Source organism: Microvirga roseola (assembly GCF_020866965.1).
GTDB classification, from domain to species: Bacteria; Pseudomonadota; Alphaproteobacteria; order Rhizobiales; family Beijerinckiaceae; genus Microvirga; species Microvirga roseola.
Window position 1 is genome coordinate 1 of record NZ_JAJATX010000060.1, and the last position, 20963, is coordinate 20963.

Consider the following 20963-nt stretch of genomic DNA (forward strand, 5'->3'; position numbering starts at 1 on the left):
CCGGAGTGGATCTATACCAACCGCAACGTCGTCGAGCGGCTCTGGGCAAGGCTCAAAGAGTGGCGAGCCGTTGCAACGCGCTATGAGAAGACCGCCCGATCCTTCATGGGCGTCCTCTGTCTCGCCGCTGCAATCGATTGGATCAAGCGCTAATGTAACAGGCCGTAGTGCCGCTCCGAGGTCGCTTGCTGATGACCCGGCGTGCTCTGTCTGGTGAGGATCAGGGCAAGCCCCCGTTCCTGGTAGCTCCCAGATGCTCGGCTAGACATGGCAAGAAGCTGGTGTGCAGCAGGTTTTGGAGTAGACAGGCGTCGAGGTTGCCCCGGTCGGCGGCTGAACCTGCGCCTCTGCCAAAGTCCCCCTGTCGAGCACGAGGGTGCCTTCACCCGTGATACGGAGTTCTTGGAGGCGCTTGTTGCTTTCAAAGCTTTTGAAACAGCGTTTCAGCTACACCCCCTTGTGGCTCCTGTGTCGAATGAATGTGCCTGTAAAGTTCTTTTACACAGTACCCTAAGCCTCTCAGCCTGCCATCAGCTGCTTATCCTATTGTCTAGCTCGGGCAGCTAAAGCTAAATAAATAAGGTTCAGCGGAACTATGCAGCGCTCCCGGATGAAACGCCTCCTTTCGAAGGCCTACCTACACCTGATCGCAGGTGCTATTGCGCTAGGCATCCTGACGGTCTCGATTCACATCCTATGGGCAGACCGCCTTGCAACGTGGCAGGAGGCCGAAAAGTCCTCCGAAAATCTGCTGACCGCCCTCGCCCGTGACCTCGGCGGCAACATCGGCCTTCTCGATCTCTCAATTCGAGGCGTGATCCAGGACTTGGGCGAAGCAGATCTTCAGCACCTTGCGCCCGAGTTGCGGCACAGGATGCTATTCGACCGGGCCGCGTCCGCGAGCCTCATGGGGTCCATTCTGGTCCTGAACGAGAAGGGGGATGTCGTTGCGGATGCTGCGTCAATTGTCCCGCGCTCGGCTAACTTCAGCGACCGTGACTACTTCACGGCCCATCAGCATAACCCTCGTCGTGGGCTGTATGTGAGCCGCCCCTATCGGAGCAGATTTCGGAACAACGATCTTAGCATCGCCATTTCCCGGCGGCTATCTCATGCAGACGGCAGCTTTGCGGGCGTAGTGATGGGCGCCATCTCCCTGACCAAAGTCGACGGCCTATTCCAAGACCTTAAACTCGGTTGGGCGGGCACTATTAATCTGTTTCGGCAGGACGGCCTCCTGCTGATGCGAAAGCCGTATGACGAGAAAGAAATCGGCCAGGATTTCGGTACGTCAGTGCATGTCCAGCGCCTCTTGCAAGGCGGTTCAGGCACCTTCGACTCGGTCTCGCCGATTGACGGAATTCACCGCGTGATTTCGTTCGGGCGGATTGGCCACTATCCTCTAGTTCTGACCGTCGCCCTTTCCGTGGAGGAGGTCTTCGCAGCCTGGAACCGCAAGGTCCTCGTTCTCAGCTTCATCACGGCCGTGCTATGCGCCGCCGTCGTAGGCCTGACCGTTCTCTTCCGGAGTGAGTTGAACCGCCGCACCAGGGCCGAAACAAAGCTAAGGCGTCTTGCCAGAACCGATGATCTGACCGGGCTACCCAATCGCCGCGCCTTCCGAGAGACCTTGGAACGGGAGTGGCGGCAAGCGACCCGCTCAGGATTCCCGCTGGCACTACTCTTCATCGACGCTGACTACTTCAAGAATTTCAACGATCAGTATGGTCATGGGCTAGGAGATGAGGTCCTCCGTGCAATTGCAAGCACTCTCGACGCAGCCATCCGGCGTCCCCACGATATAGCAGCCCGATATGGCGGGGAGGAATTTGCTGTCATTCTCCCTGAGACCGATCTTGCGGGGGCTTGGGTGCTCGCTGAGAGCATCCGTCAGGCCGTCACCGGACTGGATATTGCTCATGCTGGCAGCCCCTATCAGGTTGTGACCGTCAGCATCGGCACTGCCTCAGTTCAGCCATCCCGGCATCGCGCGAGAGAAACCCTCCTGGAAGCTGCGGATACGGCTCTCTACCAAGCCAAGGCTGCGGGTCGAAACAGCGTGCGAGCATATGAAATGAATGAGGTTGCTCATCACCCTGGGGCACTGCCGCATTCGGCAGCGTGATTTGTCCTTGGCCTCGAAAGTCCTAGTTGGCGCGCGGGGAATACGGGTTGTCTTCGTTTGCGACACGGCAAACCTATTCCAGCCAGCCACCTACCTGATACTTGATGCTGTCTAATACCGGGTGCCTTCCAGTGCAGCATCGGAAGGCAAGCTAACAGTCGGCTATCCAAGGCACATCCCGTTCTACAAGGAGGTCCGGTGTTCCCACTCCGCGCCAACATCAAGACTGCTTCTGGAACATGCCGATTGCATCAAGAAAGTCGGTGCTCAGCCTCGCTGAGGCAGCGGCGAAGCGCTATTAGCTGAGATCGGGACCGTGCTGAGCTGAGTACCCGTGCTCCTCTCAAGCCTCAATTGTAGCTTCGACGACTGTTACATTGATGCGTAGCGTTCAAAGCTTTGTCAGTCAGTGACAAAGGTCTGAAGCGCGTCGGTAGTCTTAACGTTCTTCGTGACCACGTACGTAAAGTACCGCTCGATTCCCAGATCGAGCCTAAGCAGCCGATCAATCAATCTCTGATAAGCGTCGATATCGTCGGCGACGACCTTGAGCATGTAGTCGACACCACCGCCGGTCGCATCGCAGGAGATGATGGCAGGCTCCTTGAGGACCGCGGCTTCGAAGCGCTGAAAGTCGGCCTGCTGGTGACTCTTGAGCATGATCTCCACCAGGACCGTGGTCCGGCGCGCGAACCTCTCGGTATTGATGCGGGCCGAGTAGCCGGCAATCACACCGCTCTTCTCGAGGCGGCTGAGGCGCTCCCAGCATGCCGTCGGAGACAGATTGACGGCTTCGGCGAGCCGGAGCTTGGTCATCCGACCGTCGCTCTGGAGAGCCGAAAGAATCTTCAGATCAATTTTGTCGAGTTTCATGGCTATCCCGGTGTCCCATCACAATGTAATGATTACCCCATTACAATCGCCTGAGACAATCCAATGCACGAGCTGACTCGCTCACCCATCCACCGGGACGCCCAGATCCACCTCGACGAGGCGCTCACCGCGGACTGGAAGCCCATTCTGGTCAAGCGCAAGGGAGCCACGAAGCACAAGCTTCTGACTGAGCGGATCATCGCGGATATCGATGCAGACATTCTGCCGGCTCATGCGCGCATGCCCACCCACCGCGACCTCGCGCGCCAGCTTGGGGTCTCTGTGCAGACGGTAAGCCTCAGCTACAAGGAAGCCGAGCGGCGCGGGTACCTGAGGGGCGAGGTCGGCCGGGGCACCTTCGTTCGCAGCCGGGTCACAGAGAAAGCCGACCGCTTCATGCTTGACCGGGATCCCGGCGAGATCGTGGATCTCTCCATCGTCCGGGCAATTTACACCCAGGCGCATGAGGACGCATCACGCACGGCCATGAGGCGGCTGTCCCAAGGCGACAATAGCGCCTTCATGCGGCCATGCCGGCCCATTGCAGGACTGGAGCAGCATCGCGCCGCAGCGCAAACGTGGCTGAGGGATCTTGGCGTTGAGGCTGCGAAGGACCGCATCCTGATTACGAACGGCGCGGCCCATGGCCTGTTTCTCGCGGTCGCGGCCATCGTTCGTCCGGGCGAGATCGTCCTGACCGAAAATCTTACCGACCATGGCATTATCGGCCTCGCCAATGTCCTCGGCTTCACCCTGCGCGGGCTCCCGACCGACCAAGAAGGCATCTTGGTTGAGGCCTTCGAGGAAGCCTGCGCTGCCGGAGGAGTGACCGCCCTGGTGCTCGTTCCCTCTCTCGGCAATCCCACCAGCCATCTGATGGGCGCCGAGCGGCGGCGAGCCGTTGCGGAGGTCGCACGGCGCTACGGCGTCTACGTGGTGGAGGACGAAGTCTACAAACCACTTCTGGAGACGCCGCTTCCGTCGATCACGGAAATGCTGCCCGACCTCGGCTTCTTCGTCACGAGCTTCACCAAATCGGTCCTGACAGGCCTCCGCGTCGGATATCTCGTGGTGCCGCCGCAATACTCGATCCGGGTCGCCAGCATCATGCGCGTGACAACCTGGAGCGCCACCAACCTGCCGGCCGAGATCGCGACCATGTGGGTCGAGGACGGCACGGCTCGAAGCCTGATTGAGGTGCAACGCCGGGAGGTCCGGGCGCGGCAGACTCTGGTGGCGGACCTTCTTAGGGAGCACATCGCTCATACTCACCCCCTGTCTCTGTGCGCCTGGCTGAAAGTGCCGCCTCGTTGGACGGAGGAAGGGCTCGTGCGTGCGCTGGCCCAGAAGAACATCGCCGTGACGCCCTCCGACCCCTTCATGGCAGGCGGTGGCAGCAAGGGTGGCATCCGCATCTGCATCGGCGGCCGTCTTTCCCATGCGACCCTGGGCCGCTCGCTTCAGACGATAAGCGACACTTTCGAGCAGTTGCCGCCAGTCTTCGACGTCAGTTCCATTGCGTAGACATTTCAGTATTGTTTCATGACAATATAATTATTGACATGCAAATTGTTGCATCACACCATCGCTTTGTCCTGTCAGGAGGTGATGGATGCACTCGATGCCCGCAGGAAGCACTAGCCCTGGAGCGGCTCTGGCCGATGTAGCGAGCGTAAGAGCCGCCATCGCATATCCGCTCTCCCGCGCCCTCGCTCCGACGGGTTCCCGCATATGAGTGCAGTGCGGCTCGACAGGATTACGCACGCCCAGGATCGCATCGCCGCTCGCGTCCGGCGCACTCCCCTGGTTTTGTCCCTCAGCCTTTCCGCCCTTTGCCGCGCCCCAGTCCATCTCAAGCTCGAAAGCCGCCAGCCTACCGGCAGCTTCAAGCTTCGTGGCGCAACAAATGCCGTTCTTTCCTTGAGCAATGAGGCGCGAAAGCGCGGTCTCGTTACGGCATCGACGGGCAATCACGGTCGCGCCCTTGCCCATGCGGCGAAAGCCGAAGGCGTGCGGGCCGTTGTCTGCATGTCCGCGTTGGTGCCTGGCAACAAGGTCGAGGCTGTGCGGGCACTAGGCGCCGAGGTGCGGATCGTCGGCCGCTCGCAGGACGATGCGCAGGACGAGGTCGAAAAGCTCGTCAGGGAGGAAGGCCTAACGGCTATTCCCCCATTCGATCATGCAGACGTCATTGCGGGCCAAGGGACGATGGGCCTGGAGATTGCCGATGCCCTCGCCGATACCGAACTGGTTCTCGTGCCCCTCTCCGGCGGCGGGCTGGCCGCGGGCATCGCCGCGGCGATCAAAGGCAGGCTTCCGCAGGCGCGCGTGATCGGCATCTCAATGGAGCGTGGCGCGGCCATGCACAAAAGCCTGCGCGCCGGAAAACCCGTCCTGGTCGAGGAGCTGGAAACGCTTGCCGATTCCTTGGGCGGCGGCATCGGCCTTACGAACCAGTACACCTTCACCATGTGCCGCGATCTGCTCGACGATATCGTGCTGGTATCCGAGGATGAGATTGCCGAAGGCATCCGCCATGCCTTCGTGGCGGAGGGCGAAACCGTGGAGGGAGCAGGCTCGGTCGGCATTGCGGCGCTTCTCGCAGGCAAGATCGATGTAAGGGGTCCGACCGTCGTCGTGGTTTCAGGCCGCAACATCGACGGTGCACTGCACCAGCGGATCGTCGATGCTTCCCCCAAAGCGGCTATCTCCGCAGGAGGGCTTGGCCGGTGACCCAGATGCTCGTTCTCACGGAACCAGATCTCCGCAATATCGTGCGGCTCGACGCCAGCGCGGTGGCTTGCATCGAGAATGCTTTCGCAGCCCTGGCAACCAAGCCGGTCGTGATGCCGCCGATCCTGCGGCTCGATATCGTAGAGAACCGCGGCGAAGTCGACGTGAAGACCGCCTATGTGCCCGGCCTTGACGGTTTCGCCATCAAGGTCAGCCCGGGTTTCTTCGAGAATCCGAAGCTCGGCCTTCCGAGCCTCAATGGCCTCATGATCCTCTTCAGCACAAAGACCGGCCTCGTCGAGGCCCTCCTTCTGGACAACGGCTATCTCACCGATGTGCGCACGGCGGCTGCAGGTGCGGTTGCAGCCAAGCACCTTTCGCGCCTGGATGCGCAAAGCGCCGCGATCCTCGGCGCCGGCATTCAGGCCCGTTTGCAGCTTGAGGCGCTCACGCTTGTGCGACCGATCAAGCAGGCCCGGATCTGGGCGCGGGACCCCAAGAACGCCCATGCAGCGGCGCAGGATATCACCGCATCGCTCGGGATTTCGGTCGAGGCCGTGCGAAGCCCGGAAGCCGCCTGCGACGGGGCCGACATCATCGTCACAACAACTCCTGCCGAACAGCCAATCCTGAAGGCGGAATGGCTACAGCCTGGCCAGCATGTCACCGCAATGGGCTCGGATTCAGAGCACAAGAACGAAATTGAGCCCGCACTCCTGACCCGGGCCTCCTACTTTGCCGACAGCCTGGCGCAGACACGCCGCCTTGGCGAACTGCATCATGCCATCCGTGCCGGCGTGATCGCGCAGAGCCGGTCCTTTCCGGAGCTGGGACAGGTTATCGCCGGACAGGCCCCCGGACGCGAAAGCCGGGACGCCATCACCCTGTGCGATCTTACCGGAACCGGGGTGCAGGATACTGCCATCGCCACTCTCGCCCATGCACGCGCCCGTGAAGCCGCAGCGGGCAAGTCCATCGACACCAAGAAATCAACCGGAGGTCCCCTGTGAGTGCGCCCAACCTCAACTTCAGCAGAGCGGAATACGCCGAGCGCCTCGCCAAGACTCGCAGGGCGATGGAAAAGGCCAGAATCGATCTTCTGATCGTCACTGACCCGTCCAACATGCACTGGCTTACAGGTTATGATGGCTGGTCGTTTTACGTGCACCAATGCGTGCTGGTGCCGCCGGACGGCGAGCCAATCTGGTTCGGCCGCGGCCAGGACGCCAACGGCGCGAAGCGTACTGCCTACCTCGCCCACGACAACATCCTCAGCTACCCGGATCACTACGTCCAGTCCACGGAACGTCACCCGATGGATTTCCTGTCCGGCATTATCGCGGAGCACGGTTGGGACAAGGGCGTCATCGCAGTCGAGATGGACAACTACTACTTCTCCGCCGCCGCCTTCCTGTCGCTGACGAAGCATCTGCCTAACGCCACGTTCAAGGATTCACTGTCTCTCGTGAACTGGCAGCGAGCGGTCAAGAGCGCAACAGAGGTCGAATACATGAAGAAGGCTGGCCGCATCGTCGAGGCCATGCACCAGCGCATCCTCCAGACGGTCGAGCCCGGCCTGCGCAAATGCGATCTCGTGGCGGAGATCTACGATGCGGGACTGCGCGGCGTTGACGGCTATGGCGGCGACTATCCGGCAATCGTACCGCTGCTTCCGTCGGGGGAAGAAGCTTCTGCGCCACACCTCACCTGGGACGACCGGCCCATGCAAAGGGGCGAAGGCACCTTCTTCGAGATCGCAGGCTGCTACAAGCGCTATCATTGCCCATTGTCGCGAACCGTGTTCCTCGGCAACCCGACGCAAGAATTTCTCGATGCCGAGAAAGCGGTGCTGGAAGGCATGGAGGAAGGTCTTGCTGCAGCCAAGCCCGGCAATGTCTGCGAGGATATCGCCAACGCGTTCTTCACCGTGCTCAAGCGCTACGGCATCGTCAAGGACAACCGCACCGGCTACCCCATCGGCCTGAGCTATCCGCCCGATTGGGGCGAGCGCACCATGAGCCTGCGCCCCGGCGACAGGACTGAGCTCCAGCCCGGCATGACCTTCCATTTCATGACGGGGCTATGGCTCGAGAACATGGGCCTGGAGATCACCGAGAGCATTCTGATCACCGACACCGGCGTTGAGTGCCTCTCCAACGTGCCACGCCAGCTCTTCGTGAAGCCATGAGCATCATGATGCCGGTCCAGCGCCCGTCCCCAATCAGCGCCAGCGTCGATTTCGACGCAGACGGGGTGCAGCATGGTTTCCTGCGCCTGCCCTACAGCCGGGACGACTCGGCCTGGGGCTCGGTCATGATCCCAATCACCGTCATCAAGCACGGCAGTGGCCCCACGGCGCTTCTCACCGGCGGCAACCACGGCGACGAGTATGAGGGGCCGGTGGCCCTCTTCGATCTGGCTCGCACGCTCGATAGCGAAGCGGTTCAGGGGCGGGTCATCATCGTGCCCGCCATGAACTACCCGGCGTTTCGCGCGGGAACCCGCACTTCGCCGATTGACCGTGGCAACCTCAACCGGAGTTTCCCCGGACGCCCGGACGGCACGATCACAGAGAAAATCGCAGACTACTTTCAGCGCACGCTACTGCCGCTCGCCGACATCGTTCTCGATTTCCACTCCGGCGGACGCACTCTCGACTTCTTGCCCTATGCGGCCGCCCATGAGCTGCCGAACAAGGAACAGGAGAAACGCTGCTTCGAGGCCGTTGCGGCTTTTGGGGCCCCGTACTCGATGCGGATGATCGAGATCGATGCGGTCGGCATGTATGACACCGCCGCCGAGGAGATGGGCAAGGTGTTCGTGACGACGGAGCTGTCGGGCGGCGGTACGTCCTCGGCGAAGACGGTGGCTATCGCCAAGCACGGCATAATGAATGTGCTCAAACATGCAGGCATCGTCTCCGGCGCGCCGGAGATTGGGCCGACCCGCTGGCTCGACATGCCGTCCAGTGATTGCTTCCGTTTCGCGGAGGATGAAGGCCTCGTCGAGGCCTGCGTCGATCTCGGCGATCCAGTGCGGGCGGGCGACGTGATCGCACGTATCCATCCCATCGCGCGCACGGGACAGACCCCGGCTGAATACCGGGCTGCTCTCGACGGCGTTCTCGCCGCCCGACATTTCCCCGGTCTGATCAAGACGGGGGATTGCCTCGCGGTTGTCGCAACTGTGGAGGAGAAGATCTGAACCCAAACGCCGCCAGCGCCAACGCTGCAAGCCGGATCAACCGGCACGCGGTTCTTACAACACCAGAGGAGAAGACCAGATGAAGACAATGATCCGTTATGGCGTCGCCGCTCTCGCTCTCGCTGTCGGCCTCGGAGGTGCGCAGGCACTTACTCTCGAGGATGTGAAGGAGGCAGGCTATATCCAGGGCGCAACGGCCAATGAAGTACCCTACGGCTACATGAAGGAAGACGGCACCGCTGCCGGCATCGGCCCCGATGTTGCGATTGCCGTATTGAAGCGCATGGGCATCGATGAGGTGAACTGGACGGTGACACCGTTCGGCACGCTTATTCCGGGCTTGAAGGCCCGCCGCTTCGCATTCGCGGCAGCGGAGCAGAACATCTCGCCCGAGCGCTGCAAGCAGGTGGCGTTCACCGAGCCGAACTCGAGCTACGGCGAAGGACTGCTCGTGAAGAAGGGCAACCCGAAGAACCTAACCACCTATGCGGACATCGCCAAGGATCCGTCCCTCAAGGTGGCGGTCGTCTCGGGCGCCAACAACATAGATTTCCTGCGCGCCGTTGGGGTTAAGGACGATCAGATCGTCATCATCCAGGCCAATGCCGACGCCCTCTCGACGGTGCAGTCCCGCGCGGACGCCTATGCGGCAACGGAGCTTACCGTGTCCAAGCTCGCGGAAGGCAACGAAGGCGTCGAGCAGGTGGAGCCCTTCACGGATCCCATCATCGACGGAAAGCCGGTGCGCAACTACGGCGGCTTCGCGTTCCGTCCGGAGGACAAGGAACTTCGCGATGCCTTCAACAAGGAGCTCGTCGAGTTCCGCAAGACCGATGACTACAAGAAGATCCTCACGTCCTACGGTCTGAGCCCCGAGAGCATCAAGGCCGCCGCCGCCAAGAACGTCGCCGATCTCTGCGCCGGAAAGTAACCCGCTGCATCGTTCGAACCATCCGGCCGGGGTCCGTCTGCCCCGGCCGGACGGAGCGCCCGTAGGGAGGAGCCGACGATGACATGGACGCAATACTTGATGCCCCTGCTGAAGGGAGCGCAGGTGACGGTGACGATCTCGCTCGCATCGATCGCCATTGGCGCGGTCCTGGCTTTCGCGGCCGGAATTGCGCGTACGTCGAGCAACCGATTCCTGTCGGGCATCGCCTTCGCCTATATCGTGCTGTTTCGCGGCACGCCGCTTCTGGTCCAGCTGTTCTGGTTTTATTACGCGTTGCCGCTGATCGGCATCTCGTTCGACCCGGTAACGACCGGGATCATGGTGCTGTCGCTTCTCACCGGCGCGTTCGGGGCCGAGGTGGTGCGCGGCGCCCTGCTTTCGGTGCCCCCTTCGCAGCTCGAAGCCGCGCGGGCGCTCAACTTCAGCAAGACGTATACGCTCTGGCACATCTCCATGCCTCAGGCTGTAATCGAAATGATGCCGGCCTTCGGTAATCTGGCCATTCAGAACCTCAAGGACACGGCTCTGGTTTCGCTGATCTCGATTGCCGACCTGACCTTCCAGGCGCAATCCCTGCGCAACATCACCTTGGATAGCGCCACGGTCTATACCCTGACGCTGATCGGCTACTTCCTCATCGCCCTTTGCCTGATGTTCGCCATGCGCTTCATCGAGATGAAGTTGAGACGCGGGCCGGCTTTTCCAAGGAGCGCTCACTCATGATGTACGGATACGCCTGGGATACATCGACGCCGCTGACCTTCGCTCTGTCCATTCTGCCGATCCTCGGCATCGGTCTGATGGTTACGCTCAAGGCCGCCGCCGTAGGATACGCCATCGCACTCGTCTTCGGCCTCGTGCTGGCGCTCCTGCGCCGGAGCAGGATCAAGGCGATCTCCTGGACGGTCGCCTGCTTCACCGAGTTCGTCCGCGATACGCCTCTGCTGGTTCAGCTCTTCTTCCTCTATTATGTGCTGCCTGAATTCGGGATCATCCTTCCCGCCTTCATGACCGGAGCCCTCGCCCTCGGGCTGCAGTACTCGGCGTATACGTCCGAGGTTTATCGCGGCGGCATCAACGCGGTGCCGCGCGGCCAGTGGGAGGCGGCAACCGCCCTCAATCTGTCCAGGCTGCAGACCTACCGCGACATCGTGGTGCCGCAGATGATCCCCCGCATCGTTCCGGCCCTGGGGAACTACCTCGTCTCGATGCTGAAGGAGACGCCGGTTCTTTCCGTCGTGACCGTGCTCGACATGCTCGGCCTCGCCAATATGATCGGCGAGCGGACCTTCGACTATCTCGTGCCGCTCTCCATGGTCGGCCTGATCTTCCTTCCCATGACCCTCATCTGCTCGGCTCTCATCTTCGCGATCGAGAGGGCCCTGCCCAAAAGTGGGATACCCCTGCGATGAACCCGATTATCCGCTTTGAGAACGTCACCAAGCGCTTCGGTGCACTAACCGTGTTAGACAACTTCAACTTCGAGGTCCAACGTGGCGAGAAGGTTACGCTGATCGGCCCCTCCGGTTCCGGCAAATCCACGGTGCTGCGTATTCTAATGACGCTGGAGCCCTTTCAGGATGGCCATCTGGAACTGGACGGGACCAGCTATCACGAACCCAATGGGCGTGGTCCGTTCAAGGCCAGCGAGAAACACCTTCATAAGATCCGCTGCAGTGTCGGCATGGTGTTTCAGAGCTTCAACCTGTTCCCGCACATGACCGTGCTGCGCAATGTCGTAGAAGCGCCCGTTGCGGTTCTGAAGATGAAGCGGGACGAGGCGGAGAGCCGCGCCATCGAGTTGCTGCGTATGGTAGGTCTCTCCGACAAGAAGGACCAATTCCCGAGCCAGCTTTCCGGCGGCCAGCAGCAGCGCGTCGCCATCGCCCGAGCGCTCGCCATGCGCCCACGCGTTCTTCTGTTCGATGAGCCGACGTCCGCGCTCGATCCGCAGCTGGTCGGGGAGGTTCTCGGCGTCATCCGCGATCTCGCGCATGAACACGACCTGACCATGCTCCTTGTCACGCACGAGATGCGGTTTGCCCGCGAGGTGTCGGACCGGGTCTGCTTCTTCGACAAGGGGCGCATCGTGGAGCAAGGCGATCCTGAGCGGTTCTTCAGCAACCCGCAGCAGCCTCGCACCCGGGAGTTCCTGAGCTCGATCCTGGGCGACCAGGAGCCGGTGCGAGAATCTCTCCGGTGCGCCCTGTAAAAACCGAGAGATTCTCTGCCCTCCAACCGAAGAACAGAAATCCTCTCGCCGCCTGAAACGCTAGTCTCCCTCCTATTGGAATTTTTTGGAGGGAGACGCATGAACGCGATGACACAGACTACCGCTCCCGTACCCGTCAAGGCGGATAAACACCCAGCGCTGAGCCGCCTGCGGGATCCCCGGCTGCTTCGCGAGATGGCCTATATCGACGGGCGCTGGACAGCTGCCGATGCCGATGCACGCTTCTCGGTCAACGATCCGGCCACGGGCCTCAACATCGCCCACGTATCGCGGCTCGGCGCCGATGCCGCGAGCCATGCCATCGATGCCGCCGCCCGCGCCCTGCCCGCATGGAAGGCCCTGCTGCCGCAGGAACGTTCAGCACGCCTGCGTGACTGGTACACGCTCATTCTGGAGGCGCGGGAGGACCTCGCCCTCATCATGACGCTCGAGCAGGGCAAACCCCTGTCCGAGGCGCTCGGGGAGATCTCCTATGCGGCCTCCTTTGTGGAATGGTATGCGGAGGAGGCCAAGCGCCTGAACGTGGAAAGCGTGACAAGCCATTTGCCTGGTGCGGAAATGCTGGTGCGTCGGGAGGCTCTGGGCATCGCGGCCCTGCTGACGCCGTGGAACTTCCCCTCGGCCATGCTGACGCGTAAGGCCGCGGCTGCGCTCGCCGCCGGCTGCACGGTGGTGGCTCACCCCTCCTCGTACACGCCGCTTTCCGCGCTCGCGCTGGCGGAACTCGCGGAACGTGCGGATCTGCCCCCGGGCGTTTTCAATATCGTAACCGGCGATGCCGAACCCATTGCCAGCCGCTTCTGCGATGACAAGCGCGTCCGCATTGTCAGCTTCACCGGCTCCACGGAAATCGGGCGCAAGATCGCCATGCGTTGCGCCCCCACGATGAAGCGCCTCGTGATGGAGCTGGGCGGCCACGCACCGCTGATCGTGTTCGACGACGCCAACCTGGATAAGGCCGTTGAGATCGCCATGGCGGCAAAGTTCGCGACCTCGGGCCAAGACTGCCTCGCAGCTAACCGCATCTATGTTCAGAGGTCGGTCTATCCCGCCTTCTGCGAAGCCTTCGGCAGACGCATCGCCGCGCTGAAGGTCGGCCCAGGCCTCGACCAAGATATCGAGATAGGCCCGCTGATGCACGCCAATGCCGTGTCGAAGGCGGATGCGCAGATCAAGGACGCCCTTGCCCTTGGCGCACGCCGCGTCACCGAGGATACCGAAACCGAAGGCCCGCTCTTCATGGCGCCAACACTGCTCGCCGACGTGCCGGACAACGCGCTGATCATGAGCGAGGAGACCTTCGCGCCGGTTGCAGCCGTAACGCCGTTCGATACGGAGGACGAGGTGGTGGCCCGTGCCAATGCCACCGAGTACGGCCTCGTCGCGTACGTGGTGACCGAGAACGGTGCACGAGCCCTGCGGCTCGGTCGGGACCTCGAATACGGCATGGTGGCCGTCAACCGGGTCAAGATCACCGGTGCGTCCATCCCGTTCGGCGGCATGAAGCAGTCGGGCCTCGGCCGCGAGGGATCGCGCCACGGCCTCGAAGCCTTTACAGATCTCAAGTACCTGTGCCTCGACGCTCACTGATCCGGAGCCAGCAATGCTGAACCAAACGAACAATCTCGACAACGAACTCAACGCCTGGGATCGGGATCACTTCTTCCATCCTTCCACCCACATGGCCCAGCATGCGCGCGGGGAAACGTCGAACCGCATCATCACCGGGGGCGAAGGCGTCTACATCGTCGATCGACAGGGCAAGCGCAGCCTCGATGCCTTTGCCGGGCTTTACTGCGTGAATGTCGGCTATGGCCGCACCAAGATCACCGACGCCATTGCAGCCCAGGCCGCCGCCCTGCCCTATTATCATGCCTATGTCGGCCACGGCTCGGAACCGTCGATCCGCCTCGCGAAGATGATCATCGACCGTGCCCCGGAAGGCATGAGCCGCGTGTTCTTCGGGCTCTCCGGCTCGGACGCGAACGAGACCAATCTCAAGCTCGTCTGGTACGTCAACAACGTGCTCGGCCGTCCCGAGAAGAAGAAGATCATCTCGCGCTGGCGCGGCTATCACGGCTCCGGTCTGATGAGCGGCAGCCTCACGGGACTGGCCGCCTTCCATAACCTGTTCGATCTGCCGCGCCCGCCGGTCCTGCACACGGAAGCGCCTTACTACTTCCGCCGGCCGGACCTCGACATGAGCGAGGAGCAGTTCTCGCAGTACTGCGCCGACAAGCTCGAGGATATGATCCAGACGGAAGGTCCGGATACCATTGCGGCATTCATTGGCGAGCCGGTGCTCGGCACGGGAGGCATCGTGCCGCCGCCCAAGGGATACTGGGAGAAGATCCAGGCGGTCCTGGCAAAGTACGACATTCTCCTCATCGCTGACGAGGTGATCACGGGCTTCGGACGCCTTGGCAGCATGTTCGGTTCCGATCACTACGGCATCAAGCCGGACCTCATTACGATCGCAAAGGGCCTGACCTCGGCCTATGCGCCGCTCTCCGGCGTCATCGTGTCCGAGAAGGTCTGGCGAATCCTGGAACAGGGCTCCGATACTTACGGCCCGATCGGCCATGGCTGGACCTACTCGTCCCACCCGCTCTGCGCGGCGGCGGGCGTCGCCAACCTGGAAATGGTGGACGAACTCGACGTCGTCGCCAATGCCCGCGAGGTCGGCGCTTACTTCAAGAGCGCGCTCAATGATGCGGTCGGCTCCAACCGCTTTGTGGGCGAGGTGCGTGGCGAGGGCCTGATGGCCGCCGTTGAGTTCGTTCGCGACCGGAACGACCGTGTCTTCTTCGATTCCTCCGAGAAGGTGGGACCCCGGATCACGGCGGCCCTACTGGAGCGCGGCGTCATAGGCCGGGCTATGCCGCAGGGCGACATTCTCGGCTTTGCGCCGCCGCTGTGCCTGACGAAGGAAGAGGCCGATATCATCATCGCGGCAGCAAAAGGTGCCGTGGATTCGGTGACCGCTACGCTCTAATCTTCACTCTTGCGGCGGGCTGGCACAAAGGCCAGTCTGCCGTATTGTTCACCAACGGCTTCATGGAAGGCCGGGACGAGAGGGCGCAGGCCCCGATCTATTGAGGAGGAAACCCCATGCTCATCGGTGTACCGTCGGAAATCAAGAACAATGAAGCCCGCGTGGGGCTTACCCCGTCATCCGTGCAAGAGTTGGTCCATAACGGGCACCGGGTCATGGTTCAGTCCGGCGCGGGTTTGGGAGCCGGCCTTACGAACGAGGATTACACCACAGCCGGGGCTGAGATCGTCGACAGCCCGGAACGAATTTTTGCGGAAGCCGAGATGGTGGTGAAGGTCAAGGAGCCGCAGGCCCAGGAGCGCCAACGCCTGCGTCCGGGACAGATACTTTTCACCTACCTGCACCTTGCGCCCGATCCGGAACAGACCCGCGATCTCATGATTTCCAAGGCGGTATGCATCGCCTATGAAACCGTGACCTCTCCCTCCGGTACCCTGCCCCTCCTCACCCCCATGTCCGAAGTCGCCGGCAGACTAGCACCGCAGGTCGGAGCCCATGCGCTGGAAAAGGCACAGGGCGGACGCGGCATCCTGCTCGGCGGCGTTCCGGGCGTTCCGGCAGCCTCCGTGGTCATTCTGGGAGGAGGAGTGTCAGGCACTCATGCTGCCGCCATCGCCATCGGCATGGGGGCACGGGTGACGGTTGTCGACCGCTCACCGGATGCTCTGAAGCGCCTGTCCAACCAGTTCGGCGGCGCGATCTCCACGGTGTATTCCACCCGTGCGGCCATCACGGAACTCGTCAAGGATGCCGATCTTCTGATTGGTGCAGTGCTCATTCCAGGTGCCGCCGCGCCAAAGCTGGTAAGCCGCGAGATGATCGGCACCATGAAGAAGGGAGCCGTCGTCGTCGATATCGCGATCGACCAGGGCGGGTGCTTCGAGACCTCTCACGCCACAACCCATTCCGACCCCACCTATGTGGTGGACGATGTTGTCCACTACTGCGTAGCCAACATGCCCGGCGCAGTTGCGAGAACCTCCACCTTCGCCCTGAACAATGCGACGCTGCCGTTCGTTCTGGCCCTCGCGAACAAGGGCTGGCGCACGGCGCTGTCGCAAGATCCTCATCTGCTTGCCGGCTTGAATGTATGCGACGGTAAGATCACCTGCTGGCCCGTGGCGGAGGCCCAAGGCCTCGATTTCACCCCTGCCCAGGACATGATCGTGAACAGGCACTAGCAGGCGCTGAAGTCCGGCACAGTAAGAGAGCCAATTGGTGCGGCTGGCCGCTATCGTCCTCAGAGTTCTTGTCAAAGGTTCTCACATTGAACATCACAGCACCGGGCAAAGCATCTTCACGCACAGGAATACCTTCAAAGGCTGATCGGGATCGCATTCTCGCAGCGGTCGATGCAGCATTTGACTCCCAAGTTGATTTTCTTTCGGACCTGATCCGCTGCGTCTCGCTCAGAGGGCACGAGGCCGGGGTGCAAGAACTCGTCGCAGCGGCGCTCCAGGAGAGAGGATACACGGTCGAACGCCAGCCGATCGATCAGGCATTGATCGGACGGCATCCAGCCTTTTCCCCCGCGACGATCGGTTATGATAACTCGTGGAACGTCATCGGCCTCCACAAGCCGACATCCGCTCATGGCCGCTCTCTCATCCTGAACGCTCACGTCGATATTGTGCCCACAGGCGCCCAGGAGCGCTGGCAGTATCCTCCCTTTGAGCCCACACGGCGTGGCGAGTGGCTCTACGGGCGCGGCTCAGGAGACATGAAGGCGGGCCTGTCCGCGGCGATCTTTGCTCTCGATGCCATCAGGGCTGCCGGTCTCGAGCTGACAGCTCCCGTCCAGATCCACTCGGTCGTCGAGGAGGAGATCACCGGGAACGGCGCGGCGATGGCGCTCGCGGGCGGCTATGTCGCCGATGCGGTGCTGATCCCCGAACCGACGGATGAGAAGCTGGTCCGGGCGAATTCCGGCGTGATCAAGTTTGCAATAGCTGTACATGGAACCCCCGCCCATCCTCGCGAGGTCAGTGGAGGCGTGAGCGCGGTCCAAGCGGCCATGCAACTCCTCAGCCATCTGCGTAGGCTTGAGGATCGCTGGAACGAGGAGCGAACGGCGCAGCCTTTCTTCGACGAGGTGGAAAATCCCGCAGCTCTGACGATCGGGACCATCAGTGGTGGCGAGTGGATCGCATCCGTCCCATCGTGCTGCCGCTTCGAGGGCCGCATCGGCTTCTATCCCGGGGACGATCCTCAGGAGCGCGTGAAGGAATTCGAGGCCTTCGTCGCCAAGGCGGCTGCGGAAGATCCCCTGGTGCAGCGGTGCCCGGAGCCTATCGTGGAGTGGGTTGGCGTGACGCACGCAGGCTATATCCTTCCGCCCGGATCCGATGCCGAAGCGCTTCTCGCCGAAGCCCATGCATCGGCCAATTCGCCCGACAGCCCGCCGCTACAGGCTTATGTCATGGCGTGCTACCTAGATGCCGCCGTCTATTCCGTACACGCAGGCATCCCCGCGCTGGTTTATGGGCCCGTCGCAGAGAACATTCACGCCATTAACGAGCGTGTATCGCTTCCTTCCCTGCGGCGTGTGACGAAGGCGATAGCACTGTTTGCGGCAGGCTGGTGCGGTGTCCGTCCTGCAATCAAGAAACCTCCCGCTAGCCGAGTATAGTCGTCGAGCCACTCATCACGGTCAATTCTTGCGCAGCCAAAGTCCTTGAGTGTTCTTGTAGCGAGATTTTTAGTGCCGAGTATCGGGAAGGATGCCCCGCTAGAGCGGATTCGATTTAGGTGAACTCGTATCTGCAGTTGTTAAGATAGTTCCGGCACTCCTCGGGTGAGAACGCGTCAAGCAGGTCTCCGATGGTGGTCCGGAGCACCTCCTTGGTGCGAGCGCCTGCCTTGCTCAAACCTTGCCGAGCCCGCCTCGGACGGGACACAAGCCAGGAACCTGGCAAGCGCGATCGGCCTTTTGCGCAGCTTTGAATAGCTGGGGCTTAGAAGGCGTAGTAGCTCAGCAGGGTTTACGCGACATGACGTTCGGCGGCTGCCCGCATGCAATCGGGGATGATGGAGGACGCCTGTCCGAGGCTACATTTGAATAGGTCCCGTCATCCGGAGTTCGGAGCGCATCAAGAAAGCTCGTCCAGTTTCCGCTCAAGTCTTGGCGAGGGTCCTCAAGGAACGTCACCCCGTGGCTGTTCGCTCTGGACCAGATCAAACGAACCTTCAAGGAGTGTTCGAGTCTGGGGATCTCCAGCTCGAATTCGCCTGGAAGCTCGATATCCTCCGTAAGCCCAATCCGTGCCCCCGAAACTGAGATGCAACTGATGCGACATGGGATCTGCGCAGCCTCAGTCCCGAGCCTAATGCGTCCCTTTAGAATGGTCGCAAACCGCTTGCCGCGGCGACGCGATGGTAGGGGCTCTTCCACAAGGTATCTTGCATCTATCTCGAGGATCTCAGCAAATGCTCTCATGTCCAGATTGGCGACATGGAGAACCCTTACGAGGGTTTCTGTGGATGGCCATCGTTGTCGGCCGTTGGGACCATACCGCTTTGATGGGTTGAATGAGGTTGGATCGAGACCCGCTTCCTTGCTGAGTGCAGATAGTGACATACCGCACCGCTTCGCGATGGTTTCGAAGGCGGCCCATACTTGCTTATGCGTGTACATGAGGAGGCTCGTCCTAAAGCGCGGCTGAAGGTCGGGAGGCACACAAGACACTAGAGCTCAGAACACTCCCTAAGGCAGAGACGGCTAGGATACCCCTTAAGTTCCAGAAAATGACCCATTGGAACAAGCCTATTGGGTAGGCACCAGAGGTGCACACTCGCAGTCAATCCAAAGCACTGGGAAGATTCGCCCAACAAACCTAATACTAAAGTATTACAACCTATGGTGTTCTCTTCCGTCACGAACCGGACAGGTAGGACTCTGGGGCTGAAAAGGCGTGCGTGCCTAGATGCAATCGCAGGCGGTGGTCACTGCGGGCAGGTCATAGGCGAACTCGGAGGGAAGTCAGAGTGACCAAAGACGAGGTGGAGGTTGTCGCGGCCGAGTTGGCCAAGGCGGGCGGGCTATCCTGGTACCCTGAGCGGAATGAGGGGCCGCTGAGGGCTTTGAAGGAGCGATATCGAAACCGGGCGCGCCTAGTCATTGCCGCTCTCGACCGGCATCGAGTCGGCACCAAGGGGCTTGTGTCCGCGAGTCACCTAGAAGAGGACAGTTCTGTGCTCACCGGGGAAAGCTCGCACTCTGTTTCAGTAGAAGGTGCCGTGACGGTTGGCGGGACGGTCCTGTACCGCCCTCCGGGCGACCGTCGTGCTTATCTGTGCCGAATCGATAAAGTCGAGGGAAGCCGTGCCTATCTTGTACCTGAGATCAAGACATGCACGGGCTGGATCGACATTAGAAATCTCCTGCCAGACGCACCCGGGGAGGCTCCGGAGCCGTGATGCGTGGTGGTGCTCACATTCCAGACGTGATGCATTTACTTGCACGCCCGCTTGACCTTTGCGGTGTAAGTTCACACGCTGTTCCGCAGATTCAGCCTTTCCACCGCTTGTTGTGCCGAGGCTGATCTTGCCAGTGCGCTATTACTTCAATCTCACCAACGGTGAGGTGGCGATCCGCGACGAGGAGGGGGTGGACGTCTCCGATATCCAGATGGCAATGATCTACGCACTGGAGGTAGTCGAGGAGCTTCGGGCTGAGGATTCTACCAATTCGGAGCTCTGGCGTGGCTGGAGGCTGGAGATTGTTGATGCTGCTGGACGAATGGTGCAAAGTATTCCGTTAGAAGCTCCGTCCGTGCAGTAGCGTCCAAAGGCATAACGCGCGGGCACTCGCCGGGCTGCGGGTCGCTCACCTATCTTTCCTATTCTCACGCGCCAGGCGCAGAAGCGCACGCAGTTGCTGCTCAACTTTTGCTCTTACGGCGGACGCCTCCGGTATTTTTTCACTACGCTGCACCACCTCGGCAGTAGCAGGAAGGTCAACTATTGCTCGCGCCTGTTCAACGACGGCTAGGCCAATCTGCGCATGGGTATGAAGATCATTTATGAGCTGCACGTCCTGTAGGACGGCGTCGAGAACGGCTCGCATGAAGTGAGGCGTCGGGAGGGCATCCTGGATGGCACAGGGTTGAAAACTGGTCCTATGAAGGAAGCGCGAGAACCTCTCCCGATCAGAGGTGATGAATCCCAGAATTCTGGCCACCAGTTCCGTGGCACTATCCAGACCGGGATCAGATTCCGGGTGAGGCTCTGGCTCTTTTGGCATTGCTCGCGATGGGCAGATAGAGGTGCTTCTCCGGCACCAGTGTAAACGGGGAGAGCGAATGAGATCGGTGCCATCGCGGATTACCCCCTTTGCTGAGATGCGTCAGCCCAGCAGTGTGGCTGAGATGATACAAACGGTAGCGATCCGTGCCGTCTCTTGCCTCCCCTAGCCACGCGGTCACACGAGCTCACCTAGGCTCAGGACGGATTGGCCACAGCGAGAAATGATCACTACCGCTATGTTGGTCGCGGAGAAGAACGCGTGTGGGAATCGGTTACAGGGTGTCGCGACACGTCGCAATCCATGAGCTTGGCAAAATGGCTGCCGGTAGAACGGCAACCCTTGAAATGGGTGCTGTGGATCATGAGGCGGTCCAGTGCCCCGTCTTCAGCAACGAAGCTAGCGAGGCTTTGGTCGAAAGCGCCCATCCAAAGCCAGCGGGCGAACCTGCTTTACGCGGCCTGCGCTACCTGGGAGCTTCAGGAGAACGCGAGTGAGTGCGAAGAACAAAAAGCCGACCCAGAGAACTTACCGGACCCGGTTTGA

The 20963-nt window shown here is 61.1% G+C and carries 19 protein-coding genes; 16 read left to right on the forward strand and 3 right to left on the reverse strand.

The window, feature by feature from the left end; translation table 11 throughout:
* Together LG661_RS20930 and LG661_RS20935 are read left to right on the forward strand one after the other, a co-directional pair.
* On the forward strand, nucleotides 1–153 hold a 153-nt coding region (locus LG661_RS20930; RefSeq protein ID WP_230533964.1), incomplete at its 5' end, for a transposase.
* A 457-nt stretch (nucleotides 154–610) separates the two neighbouring features.
* The gene (locus LG661_RS20935; RefSeq protein WP_230533944.1) at nucleotides 611–2125 is read left to right on the forward strand and encodes a sensor domain-containing diguanylate cyclase; all 1515 of its coding nucleotides are present in this window, start codon (nucleotides 611–613) and stop codon (nucleotides 2123–2125) included.
* Between the two features lie 402 nt (nucleotides 2126–2527).
* Here the strand turns inward: LG661_RS20935 and LG661_RS20940 are convergent, their stop codons facing one another.
* On the reverse strand, nucleotides 2528–2998 hold the full coding sequence (locus tag LG661_RS20940; RefSeq protein WP_230533946.1) for an Lrp/AsnC family transcriptional regulator: 471 nt from the start codon (nucleotides 2996–2998) through the stop codon (nucleotides 2528–2530).
* A gap of 63 nt (nucleotides 2999–3061) precedes the next feature.
* On the opposite strand from LG661_RS20940, the gene ehuR reads away from it, so the two are divergent.
* The 13 genes from ehuR to LG661_RS21005 all read left to right on the forward strand — a co-directional run bounded on the left by ehuR (nucleotide 3062) and on the right by LG661_RS21005 (nucleotide 17804).
* Entirely contained in the window at nucleotides 3062–4522 is a 1461-nt protein-coding gene (ehuR, locus tag LG661_RS20945; RefSeq protein WP_230533948.1) for a MocR-like ectoine utilization transcription factor EhuR, read from the forward strand.
* Between the two features lie 207 nt (nucleotides 4523–4729).
* Nucleotides 4730–5731 carry a hydroxyectoine utilization dehydratase EutB gene (eutB, locus tag LG661_RS20950; RefSeq protein ID WP_230533949.1) on the forward strand — a complete coding sequence of 334 codons (1002 nt, stop codon included), beginning with the start codon at nucleotides 4730–4732 and terminating at the stop codon, nucleotides 5729–5731.
* Nucleotides 5728–6741: an ectoine utilization protein EutC gene (eutC, locus tag LG661_RS20955; protein ID WP_230533950.1), complete on the forward strand. Its 1014-nt coding sequence runs from the start codon at nucleotides 5728–5730 to the stop codon at nucleotides 6739–6741. Before eutB ends, eutC begins: the two co-directional genes overlap by 4 nt.
* On the forward strand, nucleotides 6738–7919 hold the full coding sequence (gene doeA, locus LG661_RS20960) for an ectoine hydrolase DoeA (protein ID WP_230533951.1): 1182 nt from the start codon (nucleotides 6738–6740) through the stop codon (nucleotides 7917–7919). Before eutC ends, doeA begins: the two co-directional genes overlap by 4 nt.
* A complete protein-coding gene (gene doeB / locus LG661_RS20965) occupies nucleotides 7916–8935 on the forward strand; it encodes a N(2)-acetyl-L-2,4-diaminobutanoate deacetylase DoeB (protein ID WP_230533952.1) in 1020 nt (339 codons plus the stop codon). The genes doeA and doeB overlap by 4 nt, the downstream gene beginning before the upstream one ends.
* A 79-nt stretch (nucleotides 8936–9014) precedes the next feature.
* Nucleotides 9015–9866, forward strand: coding sequence for an ectoine/hydroxyectoine ABC transporter substrate-binding protein EhuB (ehuB, locus tag LG661_RS20970; protein WP_230533953.1), 852 nt, complete (start codon nucleotides 9015–9017; stop codon nucleotides 9864–9866).
* A 78-nt stretch (nucleotides 9867–9944) separates the two neighbouring features.
* Nucleotides 9945–10610 (forward strand): ectoine/hydroxyectoine ABC transporter permease subunit EhuC, encoded by a 666-nt coding sequence (ehuC, locus tag LG661_RS20975; RefSeq protein WP_230533954.1) that lies wholly within the window; start codon nucleotides 9945–9947, stop codon nucleotides 10608–10610.
* Nucleotides 10607–11299: an ectoine/hydroxyectoine ABC transporter permease subunit EhuD gene (ehuD, locus tag LG661_RS20980; protein WP_230533955.1), complete on the forward strand. Its 693-nt coding sequence runs from the start codon at nucleotides 10607–10609 to the stop codon at nucleotides 11297–11299. Before ehuC ends, ehuD begins: the two co-directional genes overlap by 4 nt.
* Nucleotides 11296–12099, forward strand: a complete 804-nt coding sequence (gene ehuA, locus LG661_RS20985) for an ectoine/hydroxyectoine ABC transporter ATP-binding protein EhuA (protein ID WP_230533956.1) — start codon at nucleotides 11296–11298, stop codon at nucleotides 12097–12099. The genes ehuD and ehuA overlap by 4 nt, the downstream gene beginning before the upstream one ends.
* 99 nt (nucleotides 12100–12198) lie before the next feature.
* Nucleotides 12199–13710 (forward strand): NAD-dependent succinate-semialdehyde dehydrogenase, encoded by a 1512-nt coding sequence (locus LG661_RS20990; protein WP_407666768.1) that lies wholly within the window; start codon nucleotides 12199–12201, stop codon nucleotides 13708–13710.
* 13 nt (nucleotides 13711–13723) lie between these two features.
* Nucleotides 13724–15115 (forward strand): aspartate aminotransferase family protein, encoded by a 1392-nt coding sequence (locus tag LG661_RS20995; protein ID WP_230533959.1) that lies wholly within the window; start codon nucleotides 13724–13726, stop codon nucleotides 15113–15115.
* A gap of 116 nt (nucleotides 15116–15231) precedes the next feature.
* Nucleotides 15232–16356, forward strand: a complete 1125-nt coding sequence (gene ald / locus LG661_RS21000; RefSeq protein ID WP_230533961.1) for an alanine dehydrogenase — start codon at nucleotides 15232–15234, stop codon at nucleotides 16354–16356.
* A gap of 86 nt (nucleotides 16357–16442) precedes the next feature.
* Entirely contained in the window at nucleotides 16443–17804 is a 1362-nt protein-coding gene (locus LG661_RS21005; RefSeq protein ID WP_230533962.1) for an ArgE/DapE family deacylase, read from the forward strand.
* Nucleotides 17805–18146: 342 nt separating this feature from the next.
* Here LG661_RS21005 and LG661_RS25510 read toward each other — a convergent pair whose 3' ends face one another.
* On the reverse strand, nucleotides 18147–18809 hold the full coding sequence (locus LG661_RS25510) for a PilZ domain-containing protein (RefSeq protein WP_407666769.1): 663 nt from the start codon (nucleotides 18807–18809) through the stop codon (nucleotides 18147–18149).
* Nucleotides 18810–19724: 915 nt separating this feature from the next.
* On the opposite strand from LG661_RS25510, the gene LG661_RS21015 reads away from it, so the two are divergent.
* Nucleotides 19725–19955, forward strand: coding sequence for a DUF6894 family protein (locus LG661_RS21015; RefSeq protein WP_230533963.1), 231 nt, complete (start codon nucleotides 19725–19727; stop codon nucleotides 19953–19955).
* Between the two features lie 45 nt (nucleotides 19956–20000).
* Here LG661_RS21015 and LG661_RS25515 read toward each other — a convergent pair whose 3' ends face one another.
* Entirely contained in the window at nucleotides 20001–20417 is a 417-nt protein-coding gene (locus LG661_RS25515; RefSeq protein ID WP_407666770.1) for a DUF3572 family protein, read from the reverse strand.
* Nucleotides 20418–20963: the final 546 nt, after the last annotated feature.

What these genes read in the sequence shown, in the direction of transcription:
- LG661_RS20935 (WP_230533944.1), top strand. Translation starts at nt 611, where the DNA reads ATGAAACGCCTCCTTTCGAAGGCCTACCTACACCTGATCGCAGGTGCT.
- LG661_RS20940 (WP_230533946.1), bottom strand. Translation starts at nt 2,998, where the DNA reads ATGAAACTCGACAAAATTGATCTGAAGATTCTTTCGGCTCTCCAGAGC.
- ehuR (WP_230533948.1), top strand. Translation starts at nt 3,062, where the DNA reads ATGCACGAGCTGACTCGCTCACCCATCCACCGGGACGCCCAGATCCAC.
- eutB (WP_230533949.1), top strand. Translation starts at nt 4,730, where the DNA reads ATGAGTGCAGTGCGGCTCGACAGGATTACGCACGCCCAGGATCGCATC.
- doeB (WP_230533952.1), top strand. Translation starts at nt 7,916, where the DNA reads ATGAGCATCATGATGCCGGTCCAGCGCCCGTCCCCAATCAGCGCCAGC.
- ehuB (WP_230533953.1), top strand. Translation starts at nt 9,015, where the DNA reads ATGAAGACAATGATCCGTTATGGCGTCGCCGCTCTCGCTCTCGCTGTC.
- ehuC (WP_230533954.1), top strand. Translation starts at nt 9,945, where the DNA reads ATGACATGGACGCAATACTTGATGCCCCTGCTGAAGGGAGCGCAGGTG.
- ehuD (WP_230533955.1), top strand. Translation starts at nt 10,607, where the DNA reads ATGATGTACGGATACGCCTGGGATACATCGACGCCGCTGACCTTCGCT.
- ehuA (WP_230533956.1), top strand. Translation starts at nt 11,296, where the DNA reads ATGAACCCGATTATCCGCTTTGAGAACGTCACCAAGCGCTTCGGTGCA.
- LG661_RS20990 (WP_407666768.1), top strand. Translation starts at nt 12,199, where the DNA reads ATGAACGCGATGACACAGACTACCGCTCCCGTACCCGTCAAGGCGGAT.
- LG661_RS20995 (WP_230533959.1), top strand. Translation starts at nt 13,724, where the DNA reads ATGCTGAACCAAACGAACAATCTCGACAACGAACTCAACGCCTGGGAT.
- ald (WP_230533961.1), top strand. Translation starts at nt 15,232, where the DNA reads ATGCTCATCGGTGTACCGTCGGAAATCAAGAACAATGAAGCCCGCGTG.
- LG661_RS25510 (WP_407666769.1), bottom strand. Translation starts at nt 18,809, where the DNA reads ATGTACACGCATAAGCAAGTATGGGCCGCCTTCGAAACCATCGCGAAG.
- LG661_RS25515 (WP_407666770.1), bottom strand. Translation starts at nt 20,417, where the DNA reads ATGCCAAAAGAGCCAGAGCCTCACCCGGAATCTGATCCCGGTCTGGAT.